This is a genomic window from Virgibacillus salexigens, assembly GCF_000723585.1.
GTDB lineage: Bacteria > Bacillota > Bacilli > Bacillales > Amphibacillaceae > Virgibacillus > Virgibacillus salexigens.
The window spans coordinates 1,614,364-1,640,217 of sequence record NZ_CCDP010000001.1 but is presented as its reverse complement, the minus strand read 5'-3'; the positions used below and the strand labels follow the sequence as shown (position 1 = coordinate 1,640,217).

At 39.6% G+C, this 25,854-nt stretch carries 19 protein-coding genes, 2 tRNA genes, 3 rRNA genes, 1 riboswitch and 1 other annotated feature; of the genes, 9 read left to right on the top strand and 15 right to left on the bottom strand.

Annotation, left to right across the window (positions count from 1 at the left end; translation table 11 throughout):
* The first annotated feature begins 3 nt into the window (after positions 1 to 3).
* Both BN990_RS07460 and BN990_RS07455 read left to right on the top strand, forming a co-directional pair.
* Positions 4 to 222: a hypothetical protein gene (locus BN990_RS07460; protein ID WP_021290808.1), complete on the top strand. Its 219-nt coding sequence runs from the start codon at positions 4 to 6 to the stop codon at positions 220 to 222.
* A 100-nt stretch (positions 223 to 322) separates the two neighbouring features.
* A complete protein-coding gene (locus tag BN990_RS07455) occupies positions 323 to 1,513 on the top strand; it encodes a dicarboxylate/amino acid:cation symporter (RefSeq protein WP_021290807.1) in 1,191 nt (396 codons plus the stop codon).
* A gap of 212 nt (positions 1,514 to 1,725) precedes the next feature.
* Here the strand turns inward: BN990_RS07455 and rrf are convergent.
* From rrf to BN990_RS07425, 6 genes are all read right to left on the bottom strand, one after another.
* Positions 1,726 to 1,841, bottom strand: a 5S ribosomal RNA gene (rrf, locus tag BN990_RS07450).
* Between the two features lie 46 nt (positions 1,842 to 1,887).
* Positions 1,888 to 4,806 (bottom strand): 23S ribosomal RNA (locus tag BN990_RS07445).
* Between the two features lie 231 nt (positions 4,807 to 5,037).
* Positions 5,038 to 5,110, bottom strand: a tRNA-Ala gene (locus BN990_RS07440).
* A 19-nt stretch (positions 5,111 to 5,129) separates the two neighbouring features.
* A tRNA-Ile gene (locus BN990_RS07435) sits at positions 5,130 to 5,206 on the bottom strand.
* A 261-nt stretch (positions 5,207 to 5,467) separates the two neighbouring features.
* Positions 5,468 to 7,035, bottom strand: a 16S ribosomal RNA gene (locus BN990_RS07430).
* The 16S, 23S and 5S rRNA genes sit together here with 2 tRNA genes alongside, the layout of an rRNA operon.
* A 401-nt stretch (positions 7,036 to 7,436) precedes the next feature.
* Positions 7,437 to 7,745: a rhodanese-like domain-containing protein gene (locus BN990_RS07425; protein ID WP_021288864.1), complete on the bottom strand. Its 309-nt coding sequence runs from the start codon at positions 7,743 to 7,745 to the stop codon at positions 7,437 to 7,439.
* Between the two features lie 112 nt (positions 7,746 to 7,857).
* Between BN990_RS07425 and BN990_RS07420 the strand changes: the two genes are divergently transcribed.
* A complete protein-coding gene (locus BN990_RS07420; RefSeq protein WP_021288865.1) occupies positions 7,858 to 8,613 on the top strand; it encodes a hypothetical protein in 756 nt (251 codons plus the stop codon).
* Between the two features lie 51 nt (positions 8,614 to 8,664).
* Here BN990_RS07420 and leuS read toward each other — a convergent pair whose 3' ends face one another.
* Positions 8,665 to 11,076: a leucine--tRNA ligase gene (gene leuS / locus BN990_RS07415; RefSeq protein WP_021288866.1), complete on the bottom strand. Its 2,412-nt coding sequence runs from the start codon at positions 11,074 to 11,076 to the stop codon at positions 8,665 to 8,667.
* A 54-nt stretch (positions 11,077 to 11,130) separates the two neighbouring features.
* Positions 11,131 to 11,346 (bottom strand) — a binding site (T-box leader).
* Positions 11,347 to 11,452: 106 nt separating this feature from the next.
* Between leuS and BN990_RS07410 the strand changes: the two genes are divergently transcribed.
* Entirely contained in the window at positions 11,453 to 12,016 is a 564-nt protein-coding gene (locus BN990_RS07410; RefSeq protein WP_038243212.1) for a class I SAM-dependent methyltransferase, read from the top strand.
* A gap of 23 nt (positions 12,017 to 12,039) precedes the next feature.
* Here BN990_RS07410 and BN990_RS07405 read toward each other — a convergent pair whose 3' ends face one another.
* Complete coding sequence (locus tag BN990_RS07405; RefSeq protein WP_306465023.1) at positions 12,040 to 13,131, bottom strand: tetraprenyl-beta-curcumene synthase family protein; 1,092 nt, start codon at positions 13,129 to 13,131, stop codon at positions 12,040 to 12,042.
* Between the two features lie 79 nt (positions 13,132 to 13,210).
* Between BN990_RS07405 and BN990_RS07400 the strand changes: the two genes are divergently transcribed.
* On the top strand, positions 13,211 to 13,726 hold the full coding sequence (locus BN990_RS07400; RefSeq protein ID WP_021288869.1) for a gamma carbonic anhydrase: 516 nt from the start codon (positions 13,211 to 13,213) through the stop codon (positions 13,724 to 13,726).
* Between the two features lie 198 nt (positions 13,727 to 13,924).
* Here the strand turns inward: BN990_RS07400 and asnB are convergent, their stop codons facing one another.
* Positions 13,925 to 15,829: an asparagine synthase (glutamine-hydrolyzing) gene (asnB, locus tag BN990_RS07395; RefSeq protein ID WP_038243210.1), complete on the bottom strand. Its 1,905-nt coding sequence runs from the start codon at positions 15,827 to 15,829 to the stop codon at positions 13,925 to 13,927.
* A 270-nt stretch (positions 15,830 to 16,099) separates the two neighbouring features.
* Positions 16,100 to 17,302, bottom strand: a complete 1,203-nt coding sequence (gene metK / locus BN990_RS07390; protein WP_038243207.1) for a methionine adenosyltransferase — start codon at positions 17,300 to 17,302, stop codon at positions 16,100 to 16,102.
* Positions 17,303 to 17,437: 135 nt separating this feature from the next.
* Positions 17,438 to 17,545, bottom strand: a riboswitch (SAM riboswitch).
* 265 nt (positions 17,546 to 17,810) lie between these two features.
* On the opposite strand from metK, the gene pckA reads away from it, so the two are divergent.
* The 4 genes from pckA (at position 17,811) to BN990_RS07370 (ending at position 22,178) form a co-directional block, all read left to right on the top strand.
* Positions 17,811 to 19,397 carry a phosphoenolpyruvate carboxykinase (ATP) gene (gene pckA / locus BN990_RS07385; RefSeq protein WP_081856122.1) on the top strand — a complete coding sequence of 529 codons (1,587 nt, stop codon included), beginning with the start codon at positions 17,811 to 17,813 and terminating at the stop codon, positions 19,395 to 19,397.
* Between the two features lie 174 nt (positions 19,398 to 19,571).
* Positions 19,572 to 20,567: an ABC transporter substrate-binding protein gene (locus BN990_RS07380; protein WP_021288873.1), complete on the top strand. Its 996-nt coding sequence runs from the start codon at positions 19,572 to 19,574 to the stop codon at positions 20,565 to 20,567.
* 5 nt (positions 20,568 to 20,572) lie between these two features.
* A complete protein-coding gene (locus BN990_RS07375) occupies positions 20,573 to 21,382 on the top strand; it encodes an ABC transporter ATP-binding protein (RefSeq protein WP_021288874.1) in 810 nt (269 codons plus the stop codon).
* Complete coding sequence (locus BN990_RS07370) at positions 21,369 to 22,178, top strand: ABC transporter permease (RefSeq protein WP_021288875.1); 810 nt, start codon at positions 21,369 to 21,371, stop codon at positions 22,176 to 22,178. The genes BN990_RS07375 and BN990_RS07370 overlap by 14 nt, the downstream gene beginning before the upstream one ends.
* 83 nt (positions 22,179 to 22,261) lie before the next feature.
* On the opposite strand, the gene ytkD is transcribed toward BN990_RS07370, so the two are convergent.
* From ytkD to BN990_RS07345, 5 genes are all read right to left on the bottom strand, one after another.
* Positions 22,262 to 22,729 carry an RNA deprotection pyrophosphohydrolase gene (ytkD, locus tag BN990_RS07365; RefSeq protein WP_021288876.1) on the bottom strand — a complete coding sequence of 156 codons (468 nt, stop codon included), beginning with the start codon at positions 22,727 to 22,729 and terminating at the stop codon, positions 22,262 to 22,264.
* A gap of 26 nt (positions 22,730 to 22,755) precedes the next feature.
* Entirely contained in the window at positions 22,756 to 23,286 is a 531-nt protein-coding gene (locus tag BN990_RS07360) for a hypothetical protein (RefSeq protein WP_021288877.1), read from the bottom strand.
* Positions 23,287 to 23,464: 178 nt separating this feature from the next.
* On the bottom strand, positions 23,465 to 23,785 hold the full coding sequence (locus tag BN990_RS07355) for a hypothetical protein (RefSeq protein WP_021288878.1): 321 nt from the start codon (positions 23,783 to 23,785) through the stop codon (positions 23,465 to 23,467).
* A 96-nt stretch (positions 23,786 to 23,881) separates the two neighbouring features.
* A complete protein-coding gene (locus BN990_RS07350; RefSeq protein ID WP_021288879.1) occupies positions 23,882 to 24,709 on the bottom strand; it encodes an ABC transporter ATP-binding protein in 828 nt (275 codons plus the stop codon).
* 153 nt (positions 24,710 to 24,862) lie between these two features.
* Positions 24,863 to 25,828 carry an iron-hydroxamate ABC transporter substrate-binding protein gene (locus BN990_RS07345; RefSeq protein WP_021288880.1) on the bottom strand — a complete coding sequence of 322 codons (966 nt, stop codon included), beginning with the start codon at positions 25,826 to 25,828 and terminating at the stop codon, positions 24,863 to 24,865.
* Positions 25,829 to 25,854: the final 26 nt, after the last annotated feature.

Here is a 25,854-nt window from a genome sequence, read left to right as displayed (position 1 = left end):
ATAATGCAAAAAAACGGAGTATGGTTACCTATTATTGCGTCTGTTGGTGTAGGAGCTGCCACATATTATACCATGACAAAAAACAATCAAAATCTTGGACAAACCATGCAACAGATGATTCCATTCGTTTCCCAAATGACGAATTCAAATAATAGTAGCGGTAACAGTGGAAACACAAGCACAAGTAATTCCCAACAATTAGGACCTTATGGAATGAGCTAAGCAGGCACTAGCGCACCTAAATTTGGTGCGCTTTTAATTTAGTTAGACGAATCGTAATATTTTGTGTAAAATAGGGGGTATTATAAAAGGAGGGGAATCATTGAAAGGACTAGGACTACTACTTAGAATAATTACAGCAATCCTTCTCGGTATTGTAATTGGGTCATTCGCGAATGACTGGCTTATTCGATTATTTGCAACGTTTAACGATATATTCGGTAATTTTCTAGAATTTATTATTCCATTAATTATTATAGGTTTCATTGCACCAGGTATTGGCTCAATGGGACGAGGTGCAGGTAAATTACTTGGACTAACAGGGGCAGTAGCTTATACATCAACCGTTGTTGCTGGAGTAATAGCATTTTTTGTAGCGAAAATCGTCTATCCGACGTTTTTGAGCCAGCAATCCTTACAATCTTTTTCAGATCCTTCCAAGAGCCTTAGTGAAGGATTTTTCCAAGTTGAAATGCCACCCCCAATGGAAATTATGACAGCTTTACTTCTGTCTTTTGTCATTGGTCTTGGTATTGCAACTATTAAAGGCGAAGCATTATATAAAATAACAACTGATTTCCGAGATATTATACAATTAGTTATTGAAAAAGTTATTATTCCTTTACTTCCAATCCATATTTTTGGAATATTTGCCAATATGACGGCAGCTGGTCAAGTGAGTACAATTTTAGCTGTATTTGCAAAAGTATTTGTTATGATTATTATTTTGCATTTACTTTATTTAATGCTTCAATATACATTAGCTGGAACGTTAAGTAAGCAAAACCCAATCAGTATGATAAAACGAATGATACCTGCATATTTTACAGCGTTAGGAACTCAATCTTCTGCCGCTACCATTCCAGTAACTTTAAAACATACAAAAACATTAAAAGTACGAGAAGGAATAGCTGATTTTACAGTTCCTTTACTCGCAAATATACATCTATCTGGAAGTACAATTACGTTAGTAAGTTGTTCTTTAGCTGTCATGTTTTTACAAGGAGAGCCTGGTACATTCTCAGCTGTATTTCCATTTATCTTAATGTTAGGTATAACAATGATTGCTGCTCCAGGGGTTCCTGGTGGTGCAGTAATGGCTGCTATTGGCTTGCTCAAAAGTATGCTAGGTTTTGACGCAACGATGGTATCTTTAATGATAGCTCTATACTTAGCACAAGACAGTCTTGGAACAGCTTGTAATGTTACAGGTGATGGAGCCATCACCTCTATAACGAATTCATTAAGTGGAAAAAAAGGCAGAAATCTTACAGAAGAAAATAACCTAACCTAATCTTGTATTGCTGAATAAACTTTTAAAGTTGTTGAATATATCGAATTAACAATGGCCTCAGTCTTCGTTTTAAGAGTACTGAGGCCATTTGTTTATATGGTTTTTTAAAAATATTGACTTTTACTATTTCAGGCAGAGTTTGTAGGGATAAAATGAATATATTTAGTGTTAGAAAAGCTGTCCGTATAAACATACGAACAGCTTTTAAAATGGCCTGGCGGCGTCCTACTCTTGCAGGGACAAAGCCCCAACTACCATCGGCGCTGGAGAGCTTAACTACTGTGTTCGGCATGGGAACAGGTGTGACCTCTCCGCTATTTGTACCCTAAAAACTAAATAAGAGATCATTCAACGACGTTTCAAAGCCAAATTGGTTAGTTAAGTCCTCGATCGATTAGTATTCGTCAGCTCCACGTGTCACCACGCTTCCACCTCGAACCTATCAACCTCATCATCTCTGAGGGATCTTACTCACTTGAAGTGATGGGAAGTCTCATCTAGAGGGGGGCTTCATGCTTAGATGCTTTCAGCACTTATCCCTGCCACACGTAGCTACCCAGCTATGCTCCTGGCGGAACAACTGGTACACCAGCGGTGTGTCCATCCCGGTCCTCTCGTACTAAGGACAGCTCCTCTCAAACTTCCAACGCCCACGACGGATAGGGACCGAACTGTCTCACGACGTTCTGAACCCAGCTCGCGTACCGCTTTAATGGGCGAACAGCCCAACCCTTGGGACCGACTACAGCCCCAGGATGCGATGAGCCGACATCGAGGTGCCAAACCTCCCCGTCGATGTGAACTCTTGGGGGAGATAAGCCTGTTATCCCCGGGGTAGCTTTTATCCGTTGAGCGATGGCCCTTCCATGCGGAACCACCGGATCACTAAGCCCGACTTTCGTCCCTGCTCGACTTGTAGGTCTCGCAGTCAAGCTCCCTTCTGCCTTTACACTCTGCGAATGATTTCCAACCATTCTGAGGGAACCTTTGGGCGCCTCCGTTACTCTTTGGGAGGCGACCGCCCCAGTCAAACTGCCCGCCTGACACTGTCTCCGAACCGGATTACGGTCCTGGGTTAGAAGGTTCGTACAGCCAGGGTGGTATCCCACGGGTGCCTCCACGTAAGCTAGCGCTCACGCTTCGATGGCTCCCACCTATCCTGTACAAGCTGTACCAACATTCAATATCAGGCTACAGTAAAGCTCCACGGGGTCTTTCCGTCCTGTCGCGGGTAATGTGCATCTTCACACATAGTATAATTTCACCGGGTCTCTCGTTGAGACAGTGCCCAAGTCGTTGCACCTTTCGTGCGGGTCGGAACTTACCCGACAAGGAATTTCGCTACCTTAGGACCGTTATAGTTACGGCCGCCGTTTACTGGGGCTTCGGTTCAACGCTTCGCACCGAAGTGCTAACGCTTCCCCTTAACCTTCCAGCACCGGGCAGGTGTCAGCCCCTATACTTCGCCTTACGGCTTCGCAGAGACCTGTGTTTTTGCTAAACAGTCGCTTGGGCCTATTCACTGCGGCTCCTCGGCAGAGGAGCACCCCTTCTCCCGAAGTTACGGGGTCATTTTGCCGAGTTCCTTAACGAGAGTTCTCCCGCTCACCTTAGGATTCTCTCCTCGCCTACCTGTGTCGGTTTGCGGTACGGGCACCTATGAACTCACTAGAGGCTTTTCTTGGCAGTGTGAAATCCGGAACTTCGGTACTCTATTTCCCTCCCCATAACAGCTTGAAATTGCCGGACGGATTTGCCTATCCGACTTTCTCACTGCTTGGGCGCACGCTTCCATCGGTGCGCTTTCCTTATCCTACTGCGTCCCCCCATCGTTCAAACGCTCATGAGGTGGTACAGGAATATCTACCTGTTGTCCATCGCCTACGCCTTTCGGCCTCGGCTTAGGTCCCGACTAACCCTGAGAGGACGAGCCTTCCTCAGGAAACCTTAGGCATTCGGTGAAAGAGATTCTCACTCTTTTTTCGCTACTCATACCGGCATTCTCACTTCAAAGCGCTCCACCAGTCCTCACGGTCTGACTTCACAGCACTTTGAACGCTCTCCTACCATTGTTCGTAGAACAATCCGCAGCTTCGGTGATACGTTTAGCCCCGGTACATTTTCGGCGCAGAGTCACTCGACCAGTGAGCTATTACGCACTCTTTAAATGATGGCTGCTTCTAAGCCAACATACTGGTTGTCTAAGCAACTCCACATCCTTTTCCACTTAACGTATACTTAGGGACCTTAGCTGGCGGTCTGGGCTGTTTCCCTTTCGACTATGAACCTTATCACCCATAGTCTGACTCCCAAGGCAAAGTAACTGGCATTCGGAGTTTGACTGAATTCGGTAACCCGGTGAGGGCCCCTAGTCCAATCAGTGCTCTACCTCCAGTACTCATCTCCTTGAGGCTAGCCCTAAAGCTATTTCGGAGAGAACCAGCTATCTCCGTGTTCGATTGGCATTTCACCCCTACCCACACCTCATCCCCGCATTTTTCAACATACGTGGGTTCGGGCCTCCAGTCAGTGTTACCTGACCTTCACCCTGGACATGGGTAGATCACACGGTTTCGGGTCTACGACCGCATACTCATTCGCCCTATTCAGACTCGCTTTCGCTGCGGCTCCGTGTCTTCCACTTAACCTTGCATACGATCGTAACTCGCCGGTCCATTCTACAAAAGGTACGCCGTCACCCATAAACGGGCTTCGACTACTTGTAGGCACACGGTTTCAGGTTCTCTTTCACTCCCCTTCCGGGGTGCTTTTCACCTTTCCCTCACGGTACTGGTTCACTATCGGTCACTAGGGAGTATTTAGCCTTGGGAGATGGTCCTCCCGGATTCCGACGGAATTCCACGTGTTCCGCCGTACTCAGGATCCACTCCGGAGGAAATTCCTTTTCGATTACAGGGCTCTTACCTTCTTTGGCGGATCTTTCCAGATCGCTTCATCTAATGAATTTCTTGGTAACTCCAATGGAGTGTCCTACAACCCCAGAAGGCAAGCCTTCTGGTTTGGGCTGATTCCGTTTCGCTCGCCGCTACTTAGGAAATCGCATTTGCTTTCTTTTCCTCCGGGTACTGAGATGTTTCAGTTCCCCGGGTGTGCCTCTCCTATCCTATGTATTCAGATAGAAGTACTGTTCCATTACGAACAGTGGGTTCCCCCATTCGGAAATTCCCGGATCAATGTCTACTTACGACTCCCCGAGACATATCGGTGTTAGTCCCGTCCTTCTTCGGCTCCTAGTGCCAAGGCATCCACCGTGCGCCCTTATTCACTTAACTAGCTATTCAATGAATAAGCGTACTTCTTTATCGCCTTTGCTTAATCCAGCTTCATCAACTAGCGACTAGCGCGACTTCCTTCACCTTTGTGCGATAAGTCAACATTGATTCACTCACGTTCATCATGTCTCCTTTATCTCCGCAGGCTCCGTCCAGTCCGTACGTCGCTGAACAGTTGTTTCAGCTTTCTGATGTCGTTGTTACTCTTATTTAGTTTTCAAAGTACAAAAATGGAGCCTAGCGGGATCGAACCGCTGACCTCCTGCGTGCAAGGCAGGCGCTCTCCCAGCTGAGCTAAGGCCCCGTATATAATATAAAATAGATGGTGGGCCTGAGTGGACTCGAACCACCGACCTCACGCTTATCAGGCGTGCGCTCTAACCAGCTGAGCTACAGGCCCATCTATTTATGTAATATGGAGAAAATTACTCTCTCAAAACTGAACCAAACAACCACGTATGCCCTTCCCGAAGATCCCGTAAGGGATGCTTCAGGGTTCCGTTAGACCAGCTACAGTGCTCAACGACTAGTAAACTTCCTTCGCCTTCGTACGATAAGTCAACAACAATTCGCTACGCTCATTGTGTTTCCTTTATCTCCTTCGGTTCAGTCCAGTTTATACGTCGCTAGACGAGCCCTTTCGCCTTCTTAATATCCTTAGAAAGGAGGTGATCCAGCCGCACCTTCCGATACGGCTACCTTGTTACGACTTCACCCCAATCATTGGTCCCACCTTCGGCGGCTGGCTCCAAAAGGTTACCTCACCGACTTCGGGTGTTACCAACTCTCGTGGTGTGACGGGCGGTGTGTACAAGGCCCGGGAACGTATTCACCGCGGCATGCTGATCCGCGATTACTAGCGATTCCGGCTTCATGCAGGCGAGTTGCAGCCTGCAATCCGAACTGAGAATGGTTTTATGGGATTTGCTTGACCTTGCGGTTTCGCTGCCCTTTGTTCCATCCATTGTAGCACGTGTGTAGCCCAGGTCATAAGGGGCATGATGATTTGACGTCATCCCCACCTTCCTCCGGTTTGTCACCGGCAGTCACCTTAGAGTGCCCAACTCAATGCTGGCAACTAAGATCAAGGGTTGCGCTCGTTGCGGGACTTAACCCAACATCTCACGACACGAGCTGACGACAACCATGCACCACCTGTCACTCTGTCCCCGAAGGGAATGCCCTATCTCTAGGGGTGTCAGAGGATGTCAAGACCTGGTAAGGTTCTTCGCGTTGCTTCGAATTAAACCACATGCTCCACCGCTTGTGCGGGCCCCCGTCAATTCTTTTGAGTTTCAGCCTTGCGGCCGTACTCCCCAGGCGGAGTGCTTAATGCGTTAACTTCAGCACTAAGGGGCGGAAACCCCCTAACACCTAGCACTCAACGTTTACGGCGTGGACTACCAGGGTATCTAATCCTGTTCGCTCCCCACGCTTTCGCACCTCAGCGTCAGTTACAGACCAGAGAGTCGCCTTCGCCACTGGTGTTCCTCCACATCTCTACGCATTTCACCGCTACACGTGGAATTCCACTCTCCTCTTCTGTACTCAAGTCCTCCAGTTTCCAATGGCCATCCACGGTTGAGCCGTGGGCTTTCACATCAGACTTAAAGGACCGCCTGCGCGCGCTTTACGCCCAATAATTCCGGACAACGCTTGCCCCCTACGTATTACCGCGGCTGCTGGCACGTAGTTAGCCGGGGCTTTCTGGTTAGGTACCGTCAAGGTGCCGCCCTATTTGAACGGCACTTGTTCTTCCCTAACAACAGAGTTTTACGATCCGAAAACCTTCATCACTCACGCGGCGTTGCTCCGTCAGACTTTCGTCCATTGCGGAAGATTCCCTACTGCTGCCTCCCGTAGGAGTCTGGGCCGTGTCTCAGTCCCAGTGTGGCCGATCACCCTCTCAGGTCGGCTACGCATCGTTGCCTTGGTAGGCCGTTACCCTACCAACTAGCTAATGCGCCGCGGGCCCATCTGTAAGTGACAGCCAAAAAGGCCGCCTTTCAACTTCTTGGCATGTACCAAAAAGTGTTATCCGGTATTAGCCCCGGTTTCCCGGGGTTATCCCAGTCTTACAGGCAGGTTGCCCACGTGTTACTCACCCGTCCGCCGCTCGTTCCACAGGCATCACTCCCGAAGGAGTTCTGCCTGCTTCCCGCGCTCGACTTGCATGTATTAGGCACGCCGCCAGCGTTCGTCCTGAGCCAAGATCAAACTCTCCAATAAAGTTTGTTTATGATTAAACACCGTTAATCATTCTTCTTAGCTTCTCCAGAAGTTGCCTTCTGGTTGTTTTATAGAAATAACAGGTTACCTGTTTTTCTTGACATACTGGTTGTTTTGTTCAGTTTTCAAAGAGCAAATTTCTTTTTTTAGCGCAACTTTTACATTGTATCACTTGCATTAAAACTTGTCAATGATTTCATTGCGTAAAATTTGAGAGATGAACTCTGTCGAATTAGCTTATAACCAACAACTTCATCACTGGAATAAATATTATAGCATGTATCCCATTAATCGTCAATAGTCTATTTTTTTTGCCAAAAAACAATAACACTTTTTTTGACAGCAAAAAATATTATATATTTGTAACAGAAAAAAGTCAATCCTTTTTTCTGTTACATTTTTCAGCTGCTAACGTCACCTTTCCATTCAAGCATTCCACCAGCCATATTATAAACCCTATATCCATTATCTTGTAGAAATGAAGCAGCTTTCATACTTCTTCTTCCAGAACGGCATACCATTACGTAATCTTTGGATTTATCTAATTTATTTACAGCTTCAGGAATCTCTTGTAGCGGAATATGTTTTGCCTGTTCAATCTTTCCTTGAGCTACTTCTTCATCTTCCCTAACATCTATAACTTCTATATTTTTATCGTTTTCCAGTTTTTCTTCCACTTCTTGGGGGCTTAATTCTTGAATTGTATTCATCTAGAACCACTCCTTAACTAGTACATTCAATTTTAATAATAAGCTGTAGAAGGATAACATGCAACTTTCCTACACACACTAATAATAACAAACGATAATGGAGAGGTACATGATGAAAAAAATAATAGTAAGTATATGTTCGCTATGGATCATTTGTGCATTAAATCCATTGGTTTCACAAGCAGCAGAACAAAAACCAATACAGATTAAAACATACCATGCAGACGTTAATGGGGATGGTCAAAATGAAAAAATCCAACTAAAGGGCATCTTATTTTCTCCCGACTCCAATTTTTATCGGGAAATTTGGACAGAAATCACAAATAAACAAAAGGAAGGCTGGAAAATAAATTATGCTGGTGGAGGTTATGATCCAACTTTACAAATGATTGACTTGAATCACGACAACAAAAAAGATATCTTTTATCAAAGTGCAACTGGGGGGAGTGGAGGACTTTACAATTATCAGTTAAATACAATTTCTCAAGGTCAGCTTAAAGAAAATCCACTTCCGGAGCAAGCCTATTTGAGTGGGACTTTTGAAGATAATTTTAACGTTATCATTAAACTAACCCCAACAGATAAACCGATTACGATTGATGTTCAGAATCGTGCTGAAGATTATATCAGACTTGGCATATACGATAAAAACGGTAATTTACTTGAATCTCATAAATCTGTCATGATTGACCCAATTGCCTTTTTTGAACCAGTATTAATTAGTAAAAGTAAAGGATACGGATTAAAAAGTTATCAACAAATTAGTGGAGCTTACCATGCAGATAGGTTAGGTACAGTTGAAACCACCTGGTATTATGAGAATGGAGAATGGATTATTTTACAAACGAAATGGATACCATCTACTTAAAAATCGAATGTGCTATAAAAAGATCTCTTCGTATCCGAAGAGATCTTTTTATTAATTCGCTACAATATTAACTAATTTCCCAGGAATTACAATTACTTTTCGTACCGTTTTTCCTTCTATTAATTCTTGAATCTTTTCATTTTCTAGTGCTATTTTTTCCAACTCTTCTTTGGTGGTATCTTTCGCAATACTCACCTTTGCCCTTACTTTCCCCATAATTTGTATAACTACTTCCACTTCATCTTCAACAAGTTTACTTTCATCATATGTTGGCCAAGCTTCGAAACTGATTGTTTCCGAATGACCAAGTATTCTCCACAGCTCTTCTGTTACGTGAGGTGCTATCGGTGAAAGCATCTTAACAAAACCTTCTATATAATCTTTTGGTAATTTTTCTGCTTTGTAACCTTCATTAATAAATACCATCATTTGTGAGATCGCCGTATTAAAATGTAAATGATTAAAATCATCGGTAACTTTTTTCACCGTTTCATGGTAAATCTTATCTAACCCATTAATTTCCTCATCCACAATTTTATCAGATTGTTGCCCATCATCTGATACAATTAATCGCCACACACGGTCCAAGAATCGCCTCGCTCCGTCTAGTCCGTTTTCAGACCATGCAACAGATGCATCAAGTGGACCCATAAACATCTCATATAATCGTAAAGTGTCAGCACCATGGGACTCAATAATATCATCTGGGTTAACGACATTCCCTTTTGATTTGCTCATTTTTTCATTACCTTCACCAAGAATCATTCCTTGATTAAATAATTTCATAAACGGTTCTTTAGTAGGCACAACACCAATATCATACAAGAATTTATGCCAGAAACGAGCATACAATAAATGGAGCACCGCATGTTCGGCACCACCGATATAAATGTCAACTGGCAACCACTCTTTTAATGCCTTGGGATCTGCAATTTGGTCTGGGTTAGTTGGATCAATATAACGCAAGAAGTACCAGCAGCTTCCTGCCCACTGTGGCATTGTATTTGTTTCTCTTCTTCCCTTCATTCCTGTTTTAGGATCAACCACATGAATCCAATCACTATTTGCCAATGGTGATTCTCCATTTCCTGATGGTTTAATATTATCCATCTCTGGCAATTCAAGGGGTAATTCCTCTTCAGGAACTGCAGTCATTGTATCATCTTCCCAGTGAATAATTGGGATGGGTTCACCCCAATATCTTTGACGTGCAAATAGCCAATCACGAAGACGATAGGTAACTTTCTTTGTCCCATTCTCTGTTTCCTCTAGCCAATCAATCATTTTTATGATGGCCGCCTTTTTATCCATGCCATTAAGGAAATCTGAATTAACATGTTCGCCGTCTCCAATATACGCTTCATTGGAAATATCGCCACCAGCAACTACTTCAATGATGGGGAGTTCAAATTTAACAGCAAACTCATAATCTCGTTCATCATGTGCAGGAACCGCCATGATTGCTCCAGATCCATAACTCATTAATACATAGTCAGCAATCCAAATTGGCATTTTTTCTTGATTAACTGGATTAATCGCATAAGCCCCAGTAAAAACGCCTGTTTTTTCTTTCGCTAAATCAGTTCTTTCTAAATCTGACTTGGTCTGAATCTCATTCATATAACTTTCTACAGCTATTTTCTGTTCTGCCGTTACGATTTTTTCCACTAACGGATGTTCAGGAGCTAGTACTGCATACGTTGCACCGAAAAGCGTATCTGGTCTTGTCGTAAATACCGTAAACATTTCATCCGTATTATCAACTGTAAACTGTACTTCAGCGCCTTCTGATCTCCCAATCCAATTGCGTTGCATATCTTTCAAACTTTCCGGCCAATCCAGTTCATCTAAGTCTTCAAGTAAGCGGTCTGCATAAGCAGTAATTTTTAACATCCACTGTTTCATAGGTTTACGAATAACCGGGTGGCCACCCCGCTCACTTTTTCCATCAATAACTTCCTCATTAGCAAGCACCGTTCCTAATGCAGGGCACCAGTTAACCGCAACTTCATCCATGTAGGCTAGACCCTCTTCATAAAGCTTTGTGAAAATCCACTGTGTCCACTTATAATAATTCGGATCCATCGTACTAATTTCACGATCCCAATCATAGGAGAATCCGAGTGCCTGAATTTGCCTTTTAAAGATTTCAATATTTTTCTTTGTGAATTCTTCTGGACTGTTCCCAGTATCAATTGCATATTGTTCTGCTGGCAGGCCAAAAGCATCCCACCCCATTGGGTGAAGCACTTCGTATCCTTGCATCCGTTTCATTCTTGAAATTATATCTGTAGCAGTATAACCCTCTGGGTGACCTACATGCAAGCCTGATCCAGAAGGATATGGAAACATGTCAAGTGCATACACTTTTTCTTTCTCTGAAAAGGTATCAGTCTTAAACGTTTTATTTTCTAACCAGTACTCCTGCCATTTCTTTTCAATTTGCTGATGATGAAAACTCATATCAGTTCCTCCTTATCACAAACAAAAATTTATAAAAAAAAGCCACCCATCCCATAAAGGGACGAGAAGCTATTATTCCCGCGGTACCACCCAGCTTAATGCAACTACATGCATTCTCTCCTAATCCATAACGTGGATAAATCGGCAGAAACTACATATCACTTCTGCAACGTTCAAGGCGAGTTCATAATTATTCAGGTACAGTTTTCACCAACCACTGTCTCTCTTTACCTGTAGGGAATTATTACTATTCCTCTGCATTGTCGTTATCCTATATGATGTATATCGAATTTTAATGAATTGTAATCGCTTTGTCAAGACAATAACGATATCTTCTGGTAAAATAAGTCTAACCACTATCCAAAAGGAGTATACGATGTTACAAGGAATATTACATTATGCCCATTATTTACTGGAGGGCTCCATTGATAAAAATGAAACAGTAATAGATGCTACATGCGGTAATGGAAACGACACGTTATTTTTGAGTAACGTTGTTGGTAAAAACGGGCATGTGCTTGCATTTGATATTCAGGATGATGCCATAATCGCTACGAAACAGAAACTCGAAGAAAATAATCGAACAAATGTATCAGTAATACAAGATAGCCATGCAAATCTACAAGCGTATATCCCGACGAATGAATTTTTAATAGGCGGAGCAGTATTTAATCTTGGATATCTTCCTAAAAGCGATAAAAGCATTGTCACAAAAGGCCAATCTACCATAAATGCCATTAATACGATCTTACAATATTTGAAAACGAGTGGTTTAATTGTTTTAGTCGTCTATCATGGACATGAAGGCGGCGAAGAAGAAAAAGAAATTGTTTTAAAGCATGTAATGAAGCTAAACCAACGTAAATATCATGTGTTACGATACGGCTTTATAAACCAAAGAAACAACCCTCCATTTATTATAGCAATCCAAAAGCGCTAAGATTAGGTATTTGTTTCCGTAGACTATCTATTTTGATATAGACCAGAATTACGAATTTTTTTATACATATAATAAAGTTTTGTATTCAAATAAAAAAACAAAGAAGCTCCTCCACTAGCTTTTAGCATTCTCTTTTTGACCATACTTCCATTTTCCAATTCTTTTACCTTTTCGTCGCCTAAATATAGTCCAATTAAGCCTTTTACGACCATTTTATGGAATGAAGCGTCTGGTAAAACTGTCGTTTGCTTAAGCGCTTGATTTACAAAATACTCAAAACGATCAAGCATGATCCTTTGATTAGCATAATAACTGCAAAAGTTCAAATCTTTCTCTGTCACATCCTCATGCTGATCAATATAGTAATCCAACAATATATGCAACCCTTGTATGTATGGAAAGTAACCATTAGTAATAGCGCCGGTCATCTCGTCATTTATTCTACCTGCTAACGCATAACATACTAAACTGTATATCCCAAGTGTTGATCCAGTAGCTGCCGAAAATTCATACCATTGTAATGAGTAGTCATTCTTGATATCTGACCATCTTTTCAACCGTATTTCTCTTTCATTCGGAACCACATGTTTATGTACTTGTAAATCTTCATAAAGTCCTTCCAACCATAATAAATTATCTTGAAATACAGCTAGGTTATCCAAGCTAGCTATAACCTCTCTACAAGTTTGTACGAGCTCCTGCAAGTATCCATTATCATCTTTATATTGGATTAGGCTGTAATAATTAGTTGAGTAATCTGTGAGTGTCAATGCATCTCTCATTGATGTATGTAACATCCGAAAACCTGCAGAATCCATAGACGTACTTCGATCACATAAGTTATCAAGGTAATCACTTATTGTTTGATATGCTACAACAAATCGAACTGCACTCTCCCACTTTTCTTCAGCAAGTAAAGCAAAAACAGATCCTCCCTGACAGTGAAATCGTTTTGAAGTTATACTTGCTAATGCTTGTGTTCTTAATTCATCATCCGGAATGGCAGCTGCTCGTGTTTGCCAATAGCTCAATTCCTTATTTACCTGCGGAAAAATTTTTGTATATACAGTGAACATTAATTTACTGGGGGAGTGAAGAACATGATGCTTAATCAACTCGCTGCCTCCGATCTACGATACTACATGTTATATTTGGTATACTATTTATATCATCATATTTTCCAGGAGGATTCAAATGATACATCCATATAAAGACTTTTATCCAATTATTCATGAATCTGTGTTTGTAGCACCCGATGCTATGATAATAGGCGATGTTACAATTGGTGAAGAATCAAGTATTTGGTTTAAGACGGTCATTCGAGGGGACGTAGCTCCGGTAAGAATTGGAAAACGCATAAGTATTCAAGACCTATCTATGCTTCATCAAAGTCCAAACCAACCACTAATTATTGAGGACGACGTAACTGTAGGACATCAGGTAACGCTCCATTCTGCTATTATTCGAAACAAAGCATTAATCGGCATGGGTTCTATCATCTTAGACGGAGCAGAAATAGGTGAGAATGCTTTTATTGGTGCAGGAAGTTTAGTCTCCCCTGGTAAGAAAATACCAGAAAATGTACTGGCACTCGGTCGTCCCGCTAAAGTAATACGAGAACTAACCGAAGCAGATTACAAGGAAATGGAACGTGTTAGAACGTCCTACGTGGAAAAAGGAAAAAGATACAAACAGGTATTTGATCAGTAAAATTTTTTTACTGTATTTAAATGAGGCGCAACGAATTTATTCACTGAAATAGTAATGGAAACAAAATAAGAGAACAGGCAATCACCATTGTTGTCTGGAGATTGCCTGTCTAATTCAAAAGACTAAAATTGGATAGAAACCCAATTTATGATGAAATTAAAACCGATTTCTCACCATCTTCATTCCTAATCTTTTTCTCTAAGATCGTACCAACTCTTTCTCTTGTTCTCTCTTTTTAATTTCATGCATATCCAATTTACCTTCCAAAAAGTTTTGATGCCATACCATAAACATTAGAACTGTCCATATCTTTCTACTATAGTCTGCCTTTCCCTGGCAGTGTGCATGTAATAATTCTAAAATATAACCCTTATGCAGCAAATGGTCCGTTTCGCTCTCTCGAATAAGTTGTTTTGCCCAACCATTTAATTCATTTTTCAACCAGTGACGTATCGGAACTGGAAACCCTAATTTTTTCCGGTCTAATACATGGTCAGGAATAATCCCTCTGGATGCTTCTCTTAGTATTTGTTTGGTTGTTCCATTAGCAATTTTCATATCAACAGGAAGTTGCCTAGCAACTTGGAAGACTTCCTTATCCAAGAAAGGGACGCGTAACTCTAGAGAGTTTGCCATTGTAACTCGGTCTGCTTTTAATAAAATATCTCCACGCATCCATGTATGAATATCGACATATTGCATTTGGTTAACAGATGGATAGTCCCTAACGTGATCAAATAATTTCCTAGTAATTTGTTGATACCCTAACTGCTCATTATAACTTTTGAGTAGCTTTTCTTTCTCCTCTGCTTCAAACATCTTGGCATTTCCAATATAGCGTTCACGTAAAGGGGTTGTACCTCGATCGAGAAAACTCTTGCCTTTCACCCCTTCGGGTAACACCGTTGAAACTTTTGCAAGCAATTCTTTTACTGGAGTTGGAATGGCTTCAAATACCTTTAAGGATTCTGGTTCGCGATAGATATTATATCCTCCAAATAATTCATCGGACCCCTCTCCAGATAGAACTACTTTCACATGTTTCCGTGCCTCTTCAGAAACAAAATAAAGAGGTACACAAGAAGGATCAGCTAATGGATCATCCATGTGCCACATAATAAGTGGAAGATTTTTAATATATGCTTCCGGTGTAATGGTTGTGGATATATTCTCCACATTTAATTTATCCGCAGTTTCTTTCGCAACGTCAATTTCAGAATATCCCTCTCGTTCGAAACCGACGGAAAACGTCTTTATTCTTGGGTTTATCGTTTTTGCTATAGAAACAATTAACGTTGAGTCAATTCCACCAGATAAAAACGACCCTACTGGCACATCACTACGCATATGGACATCTACTGAATCGTACATAACATCTTGAATCTGTTCAATCCAATCTTGTTTCGATCTATTCATTGGCTGAAAAGAGGCATGCCAATATCTTGTAAACATGATCGGTTGTGCTGGTTTTTTCTTAAAATAATGACCAGGTTCCACCTTGTGTATACCCTTAGACATTGTCATTGGTTCTGGAACATATTGAAAACTTAAATAATGCTGTAAAGCATCTTGATCTACTTCTTCTTTTTCCAACATTAATGCGATACTTTTCTTCTCCGAAGCAAAACTCATCCCTCTATCATTTTCATAATAGAAAAGGGGTTTAATTCCAAATGGATCTCTGGCACCATACAATTCTTCATTTTGTTTATCCCAAATTAAAATCGCAAACATTCCTCTTAGTAATTGAAATGCCTCTTCTTTATATTTAGTAAATAAAGCTGCAATTACTTCAGTGTCGGAATTCGTCTCGAAATGATAACCTTCATTTACTAGTTCCTGCCTTAACTCTAAGTAATTATATATTTCACCATTAAAAACCATCCATATTTGTTCATCATGATAACTTAATGGTTGTGTACCACTTTCGATATCAATAATACTTAGTCTCCGAAACCCAAACGACATATAGGAATCAAAATAGTATCCTTCGTCATCTGGTCCGCGATGCGTTATTATATTATTTTGTTCTTTGAAGTTAGCTATTTCTTGAGCTGACCTTTCCATTGGTTCATCAAATAGCATTCCGATAAAACCACACATAACATAAACCTTCTCTCGTCAATTATAAACGTATCACCCTGAGCTGTAACCCATTTGTAACAAAACCGAAATGATACAGTAATATTCTAACACGGAGATAGGTAAACTTCTATCATTTTTCACCCTTTTTTTCTATATAATCCCAACTTGTCTGGTAAGATATTCACTGTAAATAGGTGATATACCTTAGGTTTTAACACACACGATATCAAAAAAAGAGCTTCCCCAGCTTGAAATGAGAAAACTCTTTTGTCATTCTTCTATCATTTTTTAAAATTGTTTTAAAAGCGCGTTTAATTCATCAACTTTGTCGGTTTTTTCCCACGGGAATTGGATATCGGTTCTGCCGAAATGACCATATGCTGCAGTATTCTTAAAGATTGGTTTTTGTAGATCAAGCATACGAATTATACCAGCTGGACGTAAATCAAATAGTTTTCTTACAGCTTTTACTAGTTTTTCTTCATCGACTACTCCTGATCCAAATGTATTAATCGAAATTGAGACAGGCTCTGCCACACCAATCGCATATGCTAATTGTACTTCACATGATTTCGATAAACCCGCTGCAACAATATTCTTAGCAACATACCTAGCTGCATAAGCGGCAGATCGGTCTACTTTGGTGGAATCTTTACCACTAAATGCTCCTCCACCGTGCCGTGCATATCCCCCATACGTATCTACAATAATTTTACGCCCTGTTAAACCTGCATCTCCTTGTGGTCCACCAATCACAAAACGACCAGTAGGATTAATAAAGTACTTTGTCTTATCATCAAGCAGTTTCTTTGGTACAACAGGCCGAATGACATGTTCAATTAAATCTTTTTCAATTTGTTCTGTTGTCAGATCTTGGTGATGTTGTGTAGAGATTACAATTGTATCAATTCTTACCGGCTCATCCGCCTCATCATATTCAATGGTCACCTGAGTTTTCCCATCCGGTCGTAAATAATCTAATGTTTTATCTTTTCTAACATCAGCTAAGCGCTTAGCTAACTTATGTGCTAACGAAATCGGTAAAGGCATTAACTCTTCGGTTTCATCGCAAGCAAAACCAAACATCAATCCTTGATCTCCGGCGCCAATAGCTGCAATTTCTTCATCACTCATCGTTCCTTGACGCGCCTCTAAAGCAGTATCTACACCTCCTGCAATATCTGGCGATTGTTCATCAATTGCAGTTAACACAGCACAGGTATCGGCATCAAATCCAAATTTTGCTCGAGTATACCCTATTTCTTTAATGGTTTTCCTTACTATTGCAGGAATATCAACATATGTTGTTGTCGTGATTTCTCCAGCTACAAGTACTAGCCCAGTCGTCACGGTCGTTTCACATGCAACACGTGCATAAGGATCTGTTTTTAATATTTCGTCTAATATTGCATCTGAAATTTGGTCAGATATTTTATCAGGATGGCCTTCTGTTACAGATTCAGAAGTAAATAAACGACGATTAGCAGCCATGTTGCTAAATCCTCCTTTTACATATCAGTTACGGAACTCTATTTATCAATTATGCTCATTCAGTATTAAAGGTTCTAAAGAAAACAAAAAAAACCCTTCCTACTATACATGAGGAAAGGATTGTCCCGCCTTTCGCTCTTATTGTTCAAGGAGATGTTCCTTGCATCAGATTAGCACCTTTTCACCATTGTGATGGTTGCTGGGTTTCATCGGGTCTGTCCCTCCACCAACTCTGAATAAGAGAGTATCCGTTCGAAGTTTAGCTTATCGAAAGAAAACGTTTGTGTCAACTACTTTCGTCGTATTGTCTATCGATTTTTACTTATAATAAAAGGAAAAGAAGTAATTTGCTGTCATGATTCAACATTATAGGATAATTGAATAAAATTATTATATATTTAGTATGGACTATTTTTATTAATGTGTTATACTAATAAACATATTCAACATGATAAGGTCGTTTAGGTTTCGACGTTGATACAATCTTACTAAAAGGCAGGTAGTTAATATGAAAATGGTGGAAAAACCTTTGGTTAATGAATTATATACCCATAATCATTTACAAACCAACTTAACAGTACCACAACTTATTGAACGTATTTTAGATAGAGAAGAAGGGATGCTTACAGCAACTGGTGCTGTTCAAGCTACAACAGGTAAGTATACAGGACGCTCTCCTAGGGATAAATTTATTGTAAGTGATGAAGTGAGTGAAAAGAATGTTGATTGGGGTACAGTTAATCAGTCTATCGAAGAACAAGTTTTTGACAAATTGTATCGCAAAGTAATTAATTATTTACAAGACAAAAAAGAGCTTTTTCAGTTCAAAGGATTTGCCGGTGCAGATCATGATTATCGGCTTCCAATACAAGTAATCAATGAATATGCATGGCATAATTTATTCGCCCGACAACTTTTTATAACCCCGACAGCTGAAGAATTATTAAATCATCAACCTGCGTTTACAGTAGTTTCAGCTCCTACTTTTAAAGCAAACCCTGAGCAAGACGGAACAAATTCAGAAGCTTTTATTTTCGTTTCTTTTAAAAAAAGGGTTATTCTAATTGGTGGAACCGAATACGCAGGAGAAATTAAGAAATCCATTTTCTCCGTCATGAATTATCTGCTTCCCCAACAAAATGTGTTATCTATGCATTGTTCTGCCAATGTAGGTAAAGAAGGAGACGTTGCTTTATTCTTTGGATTATCTGGCACAGGAAAAACAACGTTATCAGCTGATCCATATCGTCGTTTAATTGGTGATGATGAACATGGCTGGGGTCCAAACGGTGTATTCAATATTGAGGGTGGCTGTTATGCGAAATGTATCAATTTATCTAAAGAAAAAGAACCGCAAATATTTGATGCCATTCGTTTTGGTTCCGTTTTAGAAAATGTCATTGTTGATAAAGCCCGAATTCCGAATTACAATGACACATCATTAACTGAAAACACAAGAGCAGCATACCCAATTGAGAATATTGATAACATTGCCATCCCTAGCATGGCTGGCCATCCGAATACGATTATCTTTCTAACTGCTGATGCATCTGGTACCTTGCCGCCAATCAGTAAGCTAACAAAAGAACAAGCAATGTATCATTTTCTTAGCGGTTACACGAGCAAACTTGCTGGTACTGAAAGAGGCGTTACTGAGCCGCAAGCAACGTTTTCAGCTTGTTTTGGCTCTCCATTTTTACCATTAGCTCCATCTACGTATGCAAGAATGTTAGGAGAAAAAATAGATGCATATCAATCAAATGTCTTCCTAGTGAATACTGGTTGGACTGGAGGATCGTATGGTGTTGGAAAACGAATGAAACTTTCCTATACACGAGCAATGATACATGCTGCGTTAGAAGGCGAATTAAATTCTGTTGAGACAACCAAAGACAGTATTTTTGGTTTGGAAATTCCCATGCAAGTACCGGGAGTACCCGATGAAGTATTAATTCCAATAAATACGTGGAAAGACAAAGCGGCCTACAAAGAGGCTGCGCAATCTTTGGCTATGAAATTCCATAAAAATTTTGAGAAGTTCACGGAAGCAAGTAGCGATATTGTGCAAGCAGGTCCAATGTATCAAGGAAAGTAATTGTTTCCTCATCCCAAAAAGGATTTATTATATATGAGTGAAAAGTGTTCAGCTATAGATTGCTGATGACCGATCTCTGAAATGAGATCGGTTTTTTTATATAGGCATTCACACATTTTCACAACTCCTCATAAACTGTGTTGACATACAAATATTTAGAAGGAGTCGTGCAACATGAAGAAGATAAAACGTATAATGCTCCTTTCCTGTGGGTTCCTACTTTTTCTAACAGCATGTAATAACCAGGAGGAAACTACAATAAAATTAGCCGAAGTAACACGTTCGCTATTTTATGCTCCGCAATATGTAGCTTTAGAGAAAGGGTTCTTTAAAGAGGCAGGTCTTAATGTGGAATTACAAACAACTTGGGGTGGAGATAAAACAATGACGGCATTATTATCTGATGGAGCAGATGTAGCTTTAGTAGGCTCTGAAACTTCCATCTATGTTTATGCTCAAGATTCGAAGGACTATGCTGTTAATTTTGCCCAATTAACACAAACTGACGGAACCTTTTTAGTAGCCAAAGAACCAAAACCCAATTTCACTTGGGAGGATATTAAAGGAACCACTTTTCTCGGTCAACGCAAAGGCGGAATGCCCCAAATGGTTGGTGAATTCGTTTTAAAGCAACATGATATTAATCCTCAAACTGACCTCGATCTACAACAGAATATAGAATTTGCTAATATACCTGGTGCATTCGTATCTGGAGATGCAGAATATGTGCAATTATTTGAACCTACTGCAAGTACATTCGAAAAAGAAGGGAAAGGACATATCGTGGCTTCATTTGGAGAAGAATCAGGGCATGTCCCATACACTGTTTTTATGGCAAAACAGAGCTTTTTAAAAGAAAATGATGCAGAAATTGAGAAATTTACGAAAGCAGTTTATAAAGCGCAACAGTGGGTTGAAGCACATAGCGCTAAAGAGATTGCTCAAGTTATACAGCCTTACTTCGAAGACACGGATGTAGAAATGCTTGCTGCTTCTATTGATCGTTATAAAAGTCAAGGGTCATTTGCTACAGACCCGATATTAGATGAGTCAGAATGGAGTAACCTAAAAGATATTATGCAAGAAGCTGGTGAACTGCCTGCAGATGTACCTTATACAGATCTTGTGAATACGAAGATCGCTGAAGAAGTTATTGGTAATAAGGAGTGAGCAATATGTCATTTCTAACCTTAGAAAATGTCTCCCATCATTATTTTTCAAAAGCAAACTTCACCAAAGCATTAGACGATATATCTTTCTCTATTCAAGAAGGTGAATTTGTCGCATTATTGGGTCCTAGTGGTTGTGGTAAATCGACGATCTTATCAATTATTGCAGGAATTATAAAACAAACACAAGGCAAAATACGCTTACAAGAGAAACCGATTGATTTGACAACAGCCAATATCGGCTACATGTTGCAACAAGACTACTTATTTCCATGGAAAACCATCATTGACAATGTTTTACTTGGCCCTAAAATCGCAAACAATGTTACAGAAAACACCAAAGAAAAAGCAACAGCCTTATTAAATGAAGTAGGTTTACCTAATATAGCATCCGCTTACCCAAGCTCTCTTTCTGGAGGGATGCGGCAACGTGTAGCATTAGTAAGAACATTAATTAATGATCCAAAACTGTTACTTCTTGATGAGCCATTCTCAGCATTGGATTATCAAACAAAGCTAAAATTAGAACAATTGGTAGCAAACTTATTGGCAACCTATCATAAAACCGCTGTGCTTGTAACGCATGATATTGGTGAAGCAATAGCGATGAGTGATCGAATTTTTGTTATGGATGCTAATCCAGGAGTTATTTCAAAAATCTTTGAGGTTCCGATTGAAATAAGAAATGAAGCCCCTTTACTTGTGCGTAAACACCCAAAATATCAAATTTTGTTTGATAAAGTATGGGAAGAATTAGATAAAAAAGAGCAATTACCAAACGAAGAGGTGGTGTCTACGAATCATGAAGCGAAATAATGATCAGCAGCTCTTCCAAGCTTATTTACAACATGTAAAACGCGAGAATAGAATTGTATATATATGGCAAATTAGTATACTTATTACGTTTATTCTTCTATGGGAGGTTGCCAGTCGCTTCTATTGGATTGATCCATTATTATTTAGTTCGCCAACAACCATCTTTCAAGTAGTTATAAACAAATTAAGTGATGGATCCATGTTAAATCATCTCCAAGTAACCCTACTCGAAACCATCGCCGGTTTTCTCCTTGGTACAATTTTTGGGATTGTATTAGCTATTTCCTTATGGACTTCTAAACGCTTTTCAAGCGTAATGGATCCGTATTTAGTTATTATGAATGCAATGCCAAAAGTTGCTTTAGGGCCGATAATCATTGTAGCTATGGGGCCTGGGTATATCTCCATCATCACAATGGGAGCTATTATTTCAGTGATCATTACAGCATTGGTTGTATATTCAGCGTTCAATGAAGTTGATCCAAATTATGAAAAAGTATTAAAGAGTTTAGGAGCGAGCAAAGGGCAAATTTTTAAAAATGCTATTTTCCCAGCTACCTTACCGGCAATGATATCAACATTAAAAGTAAATGTTGGATTATCTTGGGTTGGCGTAGTTGTCGGTGAATTTCTTGTATCAAAACAAGGGCTTGGTTATTTAATTATTTATGGATTTCAAGTATTTGATTTTTCATTAGTTATGGCTAGTTTAGTATTAATCGCCATTTTTGCTGCCATCATGTATAAAATCGTAGAACGCATCGAAGTCTGGCTTATTAAGCACTCCACCTCCTAATTAATTCGCGAAAAAAATCGCCTTATCGGTGAAAGTACTTCAGTGATCACTCGTACATTGAAGTTTCACACAATAAGGCGATTTTAAAAATGTTTGTAAATATATTGAATACAGTGTTCTAATACATCATCTTTCATAATAAAACTATAACCATTTTGATGTTTTACATTTAACGGAATATTATCTACGATAACCGGACCATCTGTTTCAAAATACGAATCCTGAGGTTCTAATGCATGTATGGAAGCAAAGTAGACATTTTTAATTACGTTTTCTCTTTTGCCTGCAACAAAATATTGTCCAATATACGTTAAGGTATCGATTAGCCCTCCTGTTTCTTCTTTAACTTCTCGTATGGCAGCTTGTTCTGGGGTTTCCCCCTTTTCCACTTTACCTCCTGGAAATTCCAACCCTCTGTCTTTATGCTTCGTTAACAACCAATTATCTTGATATTTGCAAACGACCCATACGTGCATCGGATTTACTGAAAAAGGTAAATAGTCGAAGGATAATTTAATTTCATTATTGTAGTAATCTTTGAATGTGTACATATGTTCAACGCCTTTTACTTCATATATTAGCTATGTTTGATATTAGTTATTTTCCAGCTTCCCTGAAAAGTAAATTCAATTTCAATGATATAATTACCGTATAGGTTGTTCTTATTTTCTTGTACGACGGTTACTTGCTGATCATTTTTTTGAATCATACGATATTCCTCTTCATCCGAAAACCATGGCGGAGTACTTGTTGGCATCATAAATAGACCTTTTTGGCCTTCTTTGTAATAATAGTCTACATAAGGTTTAGCAGCATCCCTAGTAGCTATATTATGAAATGCACGTAAGAGTTCTTCTTTCGTCCCAAATGCTTCTACCTGGTACTCGGAATCAGTTTCTTGGACAAGCAAGTCCATGAATTGATTCGTACGTTTAATTATTGTATCATGACTTAACGTTTCTTTCGATTTTTCTTCATTCTTGTCCGGTGTTTCATTTATATTGGCATTAGCAGAAACATGCTCGTCTATAATAAAACTAATGAAGAAAATGGTCATGATGCTCATTACGAATACACCAGCATGTTTTAATAGTTGAACTCTTTTCACAGTAAAGCCCTCCTTATATGAATATGTATAATCTACCAATTACAATTCTATTCCTGTTCCATTCCAAATATAAACCTATTTTTGATATTAGACTGCATATTCGGGGCTAAACTGTAACTCTTTCCTTTATAAAAACAGATAAGGGATAAGATGCGAGAGCATGTTATCCCTTTCTTTCTTATAGTGGTCTATCTCCTAAGATCCCCATACTTTCAATATGGGATTTTGCTTGTTCATCACCTAGTTGATACACCATACGATAAGCTTCCATCAATTCATTATCAAATTCATCATTTGATGGATCATTATGATACGGAACAACTGGGATATGTGCACGAAAAAATGTCCGAATACCAGAAGCATCAGCCTCATTAAATTTTTCCCTCAATAAAACGATCTCATCATCGGTTGCGTGTATAACAAAATCCTCATTATTGTCGTATTTTAGTTTCGAAATCTCACCTGTTCCCATATTAACATAGTATTTCTTTTTCTCCATCATTCACACCTCCTACTACTAATGTTCCTTAAAAACGAGGGAATGATGTACTCAAAAAGAAAAACTCGCCATAACTGACGAGTATCTTTAATAATATTAATTTGCAGCGTTAACAGTATTTCTGCCATTAGCAAAAATACAACGACCTTTTCCATGAGGTATGCACATTGGTGTACCAAACCTCGGATCAAACGTCACATCACACATCATTTCAAATACATGATGTACTAAATTACAGGTAATAATTTCTTCAGGCTTTCCTTGTGCAAAAATTTGCTTATCCTTAATTGCAATAATATGATGTGCATATCTACAAGCTAAGTTTAAATCGTGAAGAACCATTACAATGGTTCGCCCTTCTTTTTCATTTAAGTCAAACAAAAGATCAAGTACCTCAATCTGATGCGTCATATCTAAGTATGTCGTCGGTTCATCTAGCAGAATAAGATCAGTATCTTGAGCAAGTGTCATTGCAATCCATGCTCGTTGTCGTTGACCACCTGATAAGGAGTCAACGGGACGATCCTTCAGAGCTATCATATTCGTTGATTCTAAAGCATGGTTTACAGCGTTTTCATCCTCATCCGACCATTGCTTTAAAAAACCTCGATAGGGATGTCTACCTTGTTTAACAAGCTCATGAACCGTTAAACCTTCAGGGCTGATAGGGCTTTGTGGTAGAATAGCCATCTTTTTGGCAACATCTTTAGTACCCATTTTAGCAATGGCTTCACCGTCTAACACAACATTACCCTTTTTCGGTTTTAATAATCGTGCTAACGACCGTAGCAATGTTGACTTCCCACAACCATTTCCACCGATAAATACAGTAATTTCGCCTTTGGGAATCTCTACATCTAAATCATCTATAATTACATTTTCCCCGTAACTAAGCGTCAGGTCATTTGCTGTTAAGGTTTGCATTGGAATCTCTCCCTTTCCCTCTAATTATTTCATTATTTATAGAGGATCGATACAAAGCACTACCCTTAGTTTATTTGCTTTTTCACAATTCGTCAATGACTTTGATAATCATTTTCACTTAAAATTCAAAAAACAAGGGCAGGCTTTTTACAATTATTCCAATGCTTGTAATACGTCATCAATTGTTTTTTCAGAAGCAATCAAGCCTTTATTCGTCCAATTACTTGGATCATTTATCTGATAAACATGATTGTTTTTCGCTGCTTTTGTAGCTTGCCAAACAGAACTATTTTTCAAGGTTTCTACCCCTTGTTGACCTTCTTCTGCTAATAGAAAGACATGATCAGCATCCAATTCCGATAGCTTTTCGATAGAAATAGGATTCCATTCTTCTGTTGCATCTCCTAATTCTTCAATTAATGCTGGTTGCTTAATTCCAAGTTCATTATAGAGCACGCCTGCACTATGACGATTATGTTCAAACAAATAGAATTTATCTCCCATAACCCAGATAATTGCTGCACTTTCATCACCAATTGTATTTGACAATTCTTTACTTGCATCTTCTACTTTTTGATCGTAGTCGTTCAGTACCTGATCAGCTTTATCCTGCATCCCAAGCATTTCTCCAAAAACTTCAATTTGTTTACGCCAGTCTTTTGTTGTCTCTTCAGACATCACATACGTTGGTGCTATCTTACTATATTCTTCATAACTACCTTCATAATTTTGAATGGCATTCTCTAGTATGAGCAGGTCGGGTTCTTGACTCAATACCTGTTCTATAGGAAGGTTCCATTCTATTTTTGGAACATCTTTTAAATCTTCTTCCAAATACTGTTGAATGCTGTTTCCAATTGCCCATTTAGCTACAGGAGTTACACCCAAAGCCAGTAATGCATCTTCATGATAGGGGGCGATTATATTTTCCGGATTAGCAGGGATGGTCACTTCCCCCATTTCTGACTGCATGGTTACTTCTGTATTATTTGATGTTTCCTTTTCCTCCTGATTACCTTCGTTATTCTCTGAAGATTCATTACTTCCACAAGCAGCTAGGAATAATACCCCAATGAATGATACAAGCAAAATTATATTTGATAATGTTTTGGATTTCATATGTAGGTCTCCTTTATGATATAATA

Bases quoted from the DNA above. Each gene is read 5' to 3' on its own strand.
- BN990_RS07460 (WP_021290808.1), top strand. From the start codon at position 4: ATGCAAAAAAACGGAGTATGGTTACCTATTATTGCGTCTGTTGGTGTA.
- BN990_RS07425 (WP_021288864.1), bottom strand. From the start codon at position 7,745: ATGAATACAATTCAAGAATTAAGCCCCCAAGAAGTGGAAGAAAAACTG.
- BN990_RS07420 (WP_021288865.1), top strand. From the start codon at position 7,858: ATGAAAAAAATAATAGTAAGTATATGTTCGCTATGGATCATTTGTGCA.
- leuS (WP_021288866.1), bottom strand. From the start codon at position 11,076: ATGAGTTTTCATCATCAGCAAATTGAAAAGAAATGGCAGGAGTACTGG.
- BN990_RS07410 (WP_038243212.1), top strand. From the start codon at position 11,453: ATGTTACAAGGAATATTACATTATGCCCATTATTTACTGGAGGGCTCC.
- BN990_RS07400 (WP_021288869.1), top strand. From the start codon at position 13,211: ATGATACATCCATATAAAGACTTTTATCCAATTATTCATGAATCTGTG.
- asnB (WP_038243210.1), bottom strand. From the start codon at position 15,829: ATGTGTGGTTTTATCGGAATGCTATTTGATGAACCAATGGAAAGGTCA.
- metK (WP_038243207.1), bottom strand. From the start codon at position 17,302: ATGGCTGCTAATCGTCGTTTATTTACTTCTGAATCTGTAACAGAAGGC.
- pckA (WP_081856122.1), top strand. From the start codon at position 17,811: ATGAAAATGGTGGAAAAACCTTTGGTTAATGAATTATATACCCATAAT.
- BN990_RS07380 (WP_021288873.1), top strand. From the start codon at position 19,572: ATGAAGAAGATAAAACGTATAATGCTCCTTTCCTGTGGGTTCCTACTT.
- BN990_RS07375 (WP_021288874.1), top strand. From the start codon at position 20,573: ATGTCATTTCTAACCTTAGAAAATGTCTCCCATCATTATTTTTCAAAA.
- BN990_RS07370 (WP_021288875.1), top strand. From the start codon at position 21,369: ATGAAGCGAAATAATGATCAGCAGCTCTTCCAAGCTTATTTACAACAT.
- ytkD (WP_021288876.1), bottom strand. From the start codon at position 22,729: ATGTACACATTCAAAGATTACTACAATAATGAAATTAAATTATCCTTC.
- BN990_RS07355 (WP_021288878.1), bottom strand. From the start codon at position 23,785: ATGGAGAAAAAGAAATACTATGTTAATATGGGAACAGGTGAGATTTCG.
- BN990_RS07350 (WP_021288879.1), bottom strand. From the start codon at position 24,709: ATGCAAACCTTAACAGCAAATGACCTGACGCTTAGTTACGGGGAAAAT.
- BN990_RS07345 (WP_021288880.1), bottom strand. From the start codon at position 25,828: ATGAAATCCAAAACATTATCAAATATAATTTTGCTTGTATCATTCATT.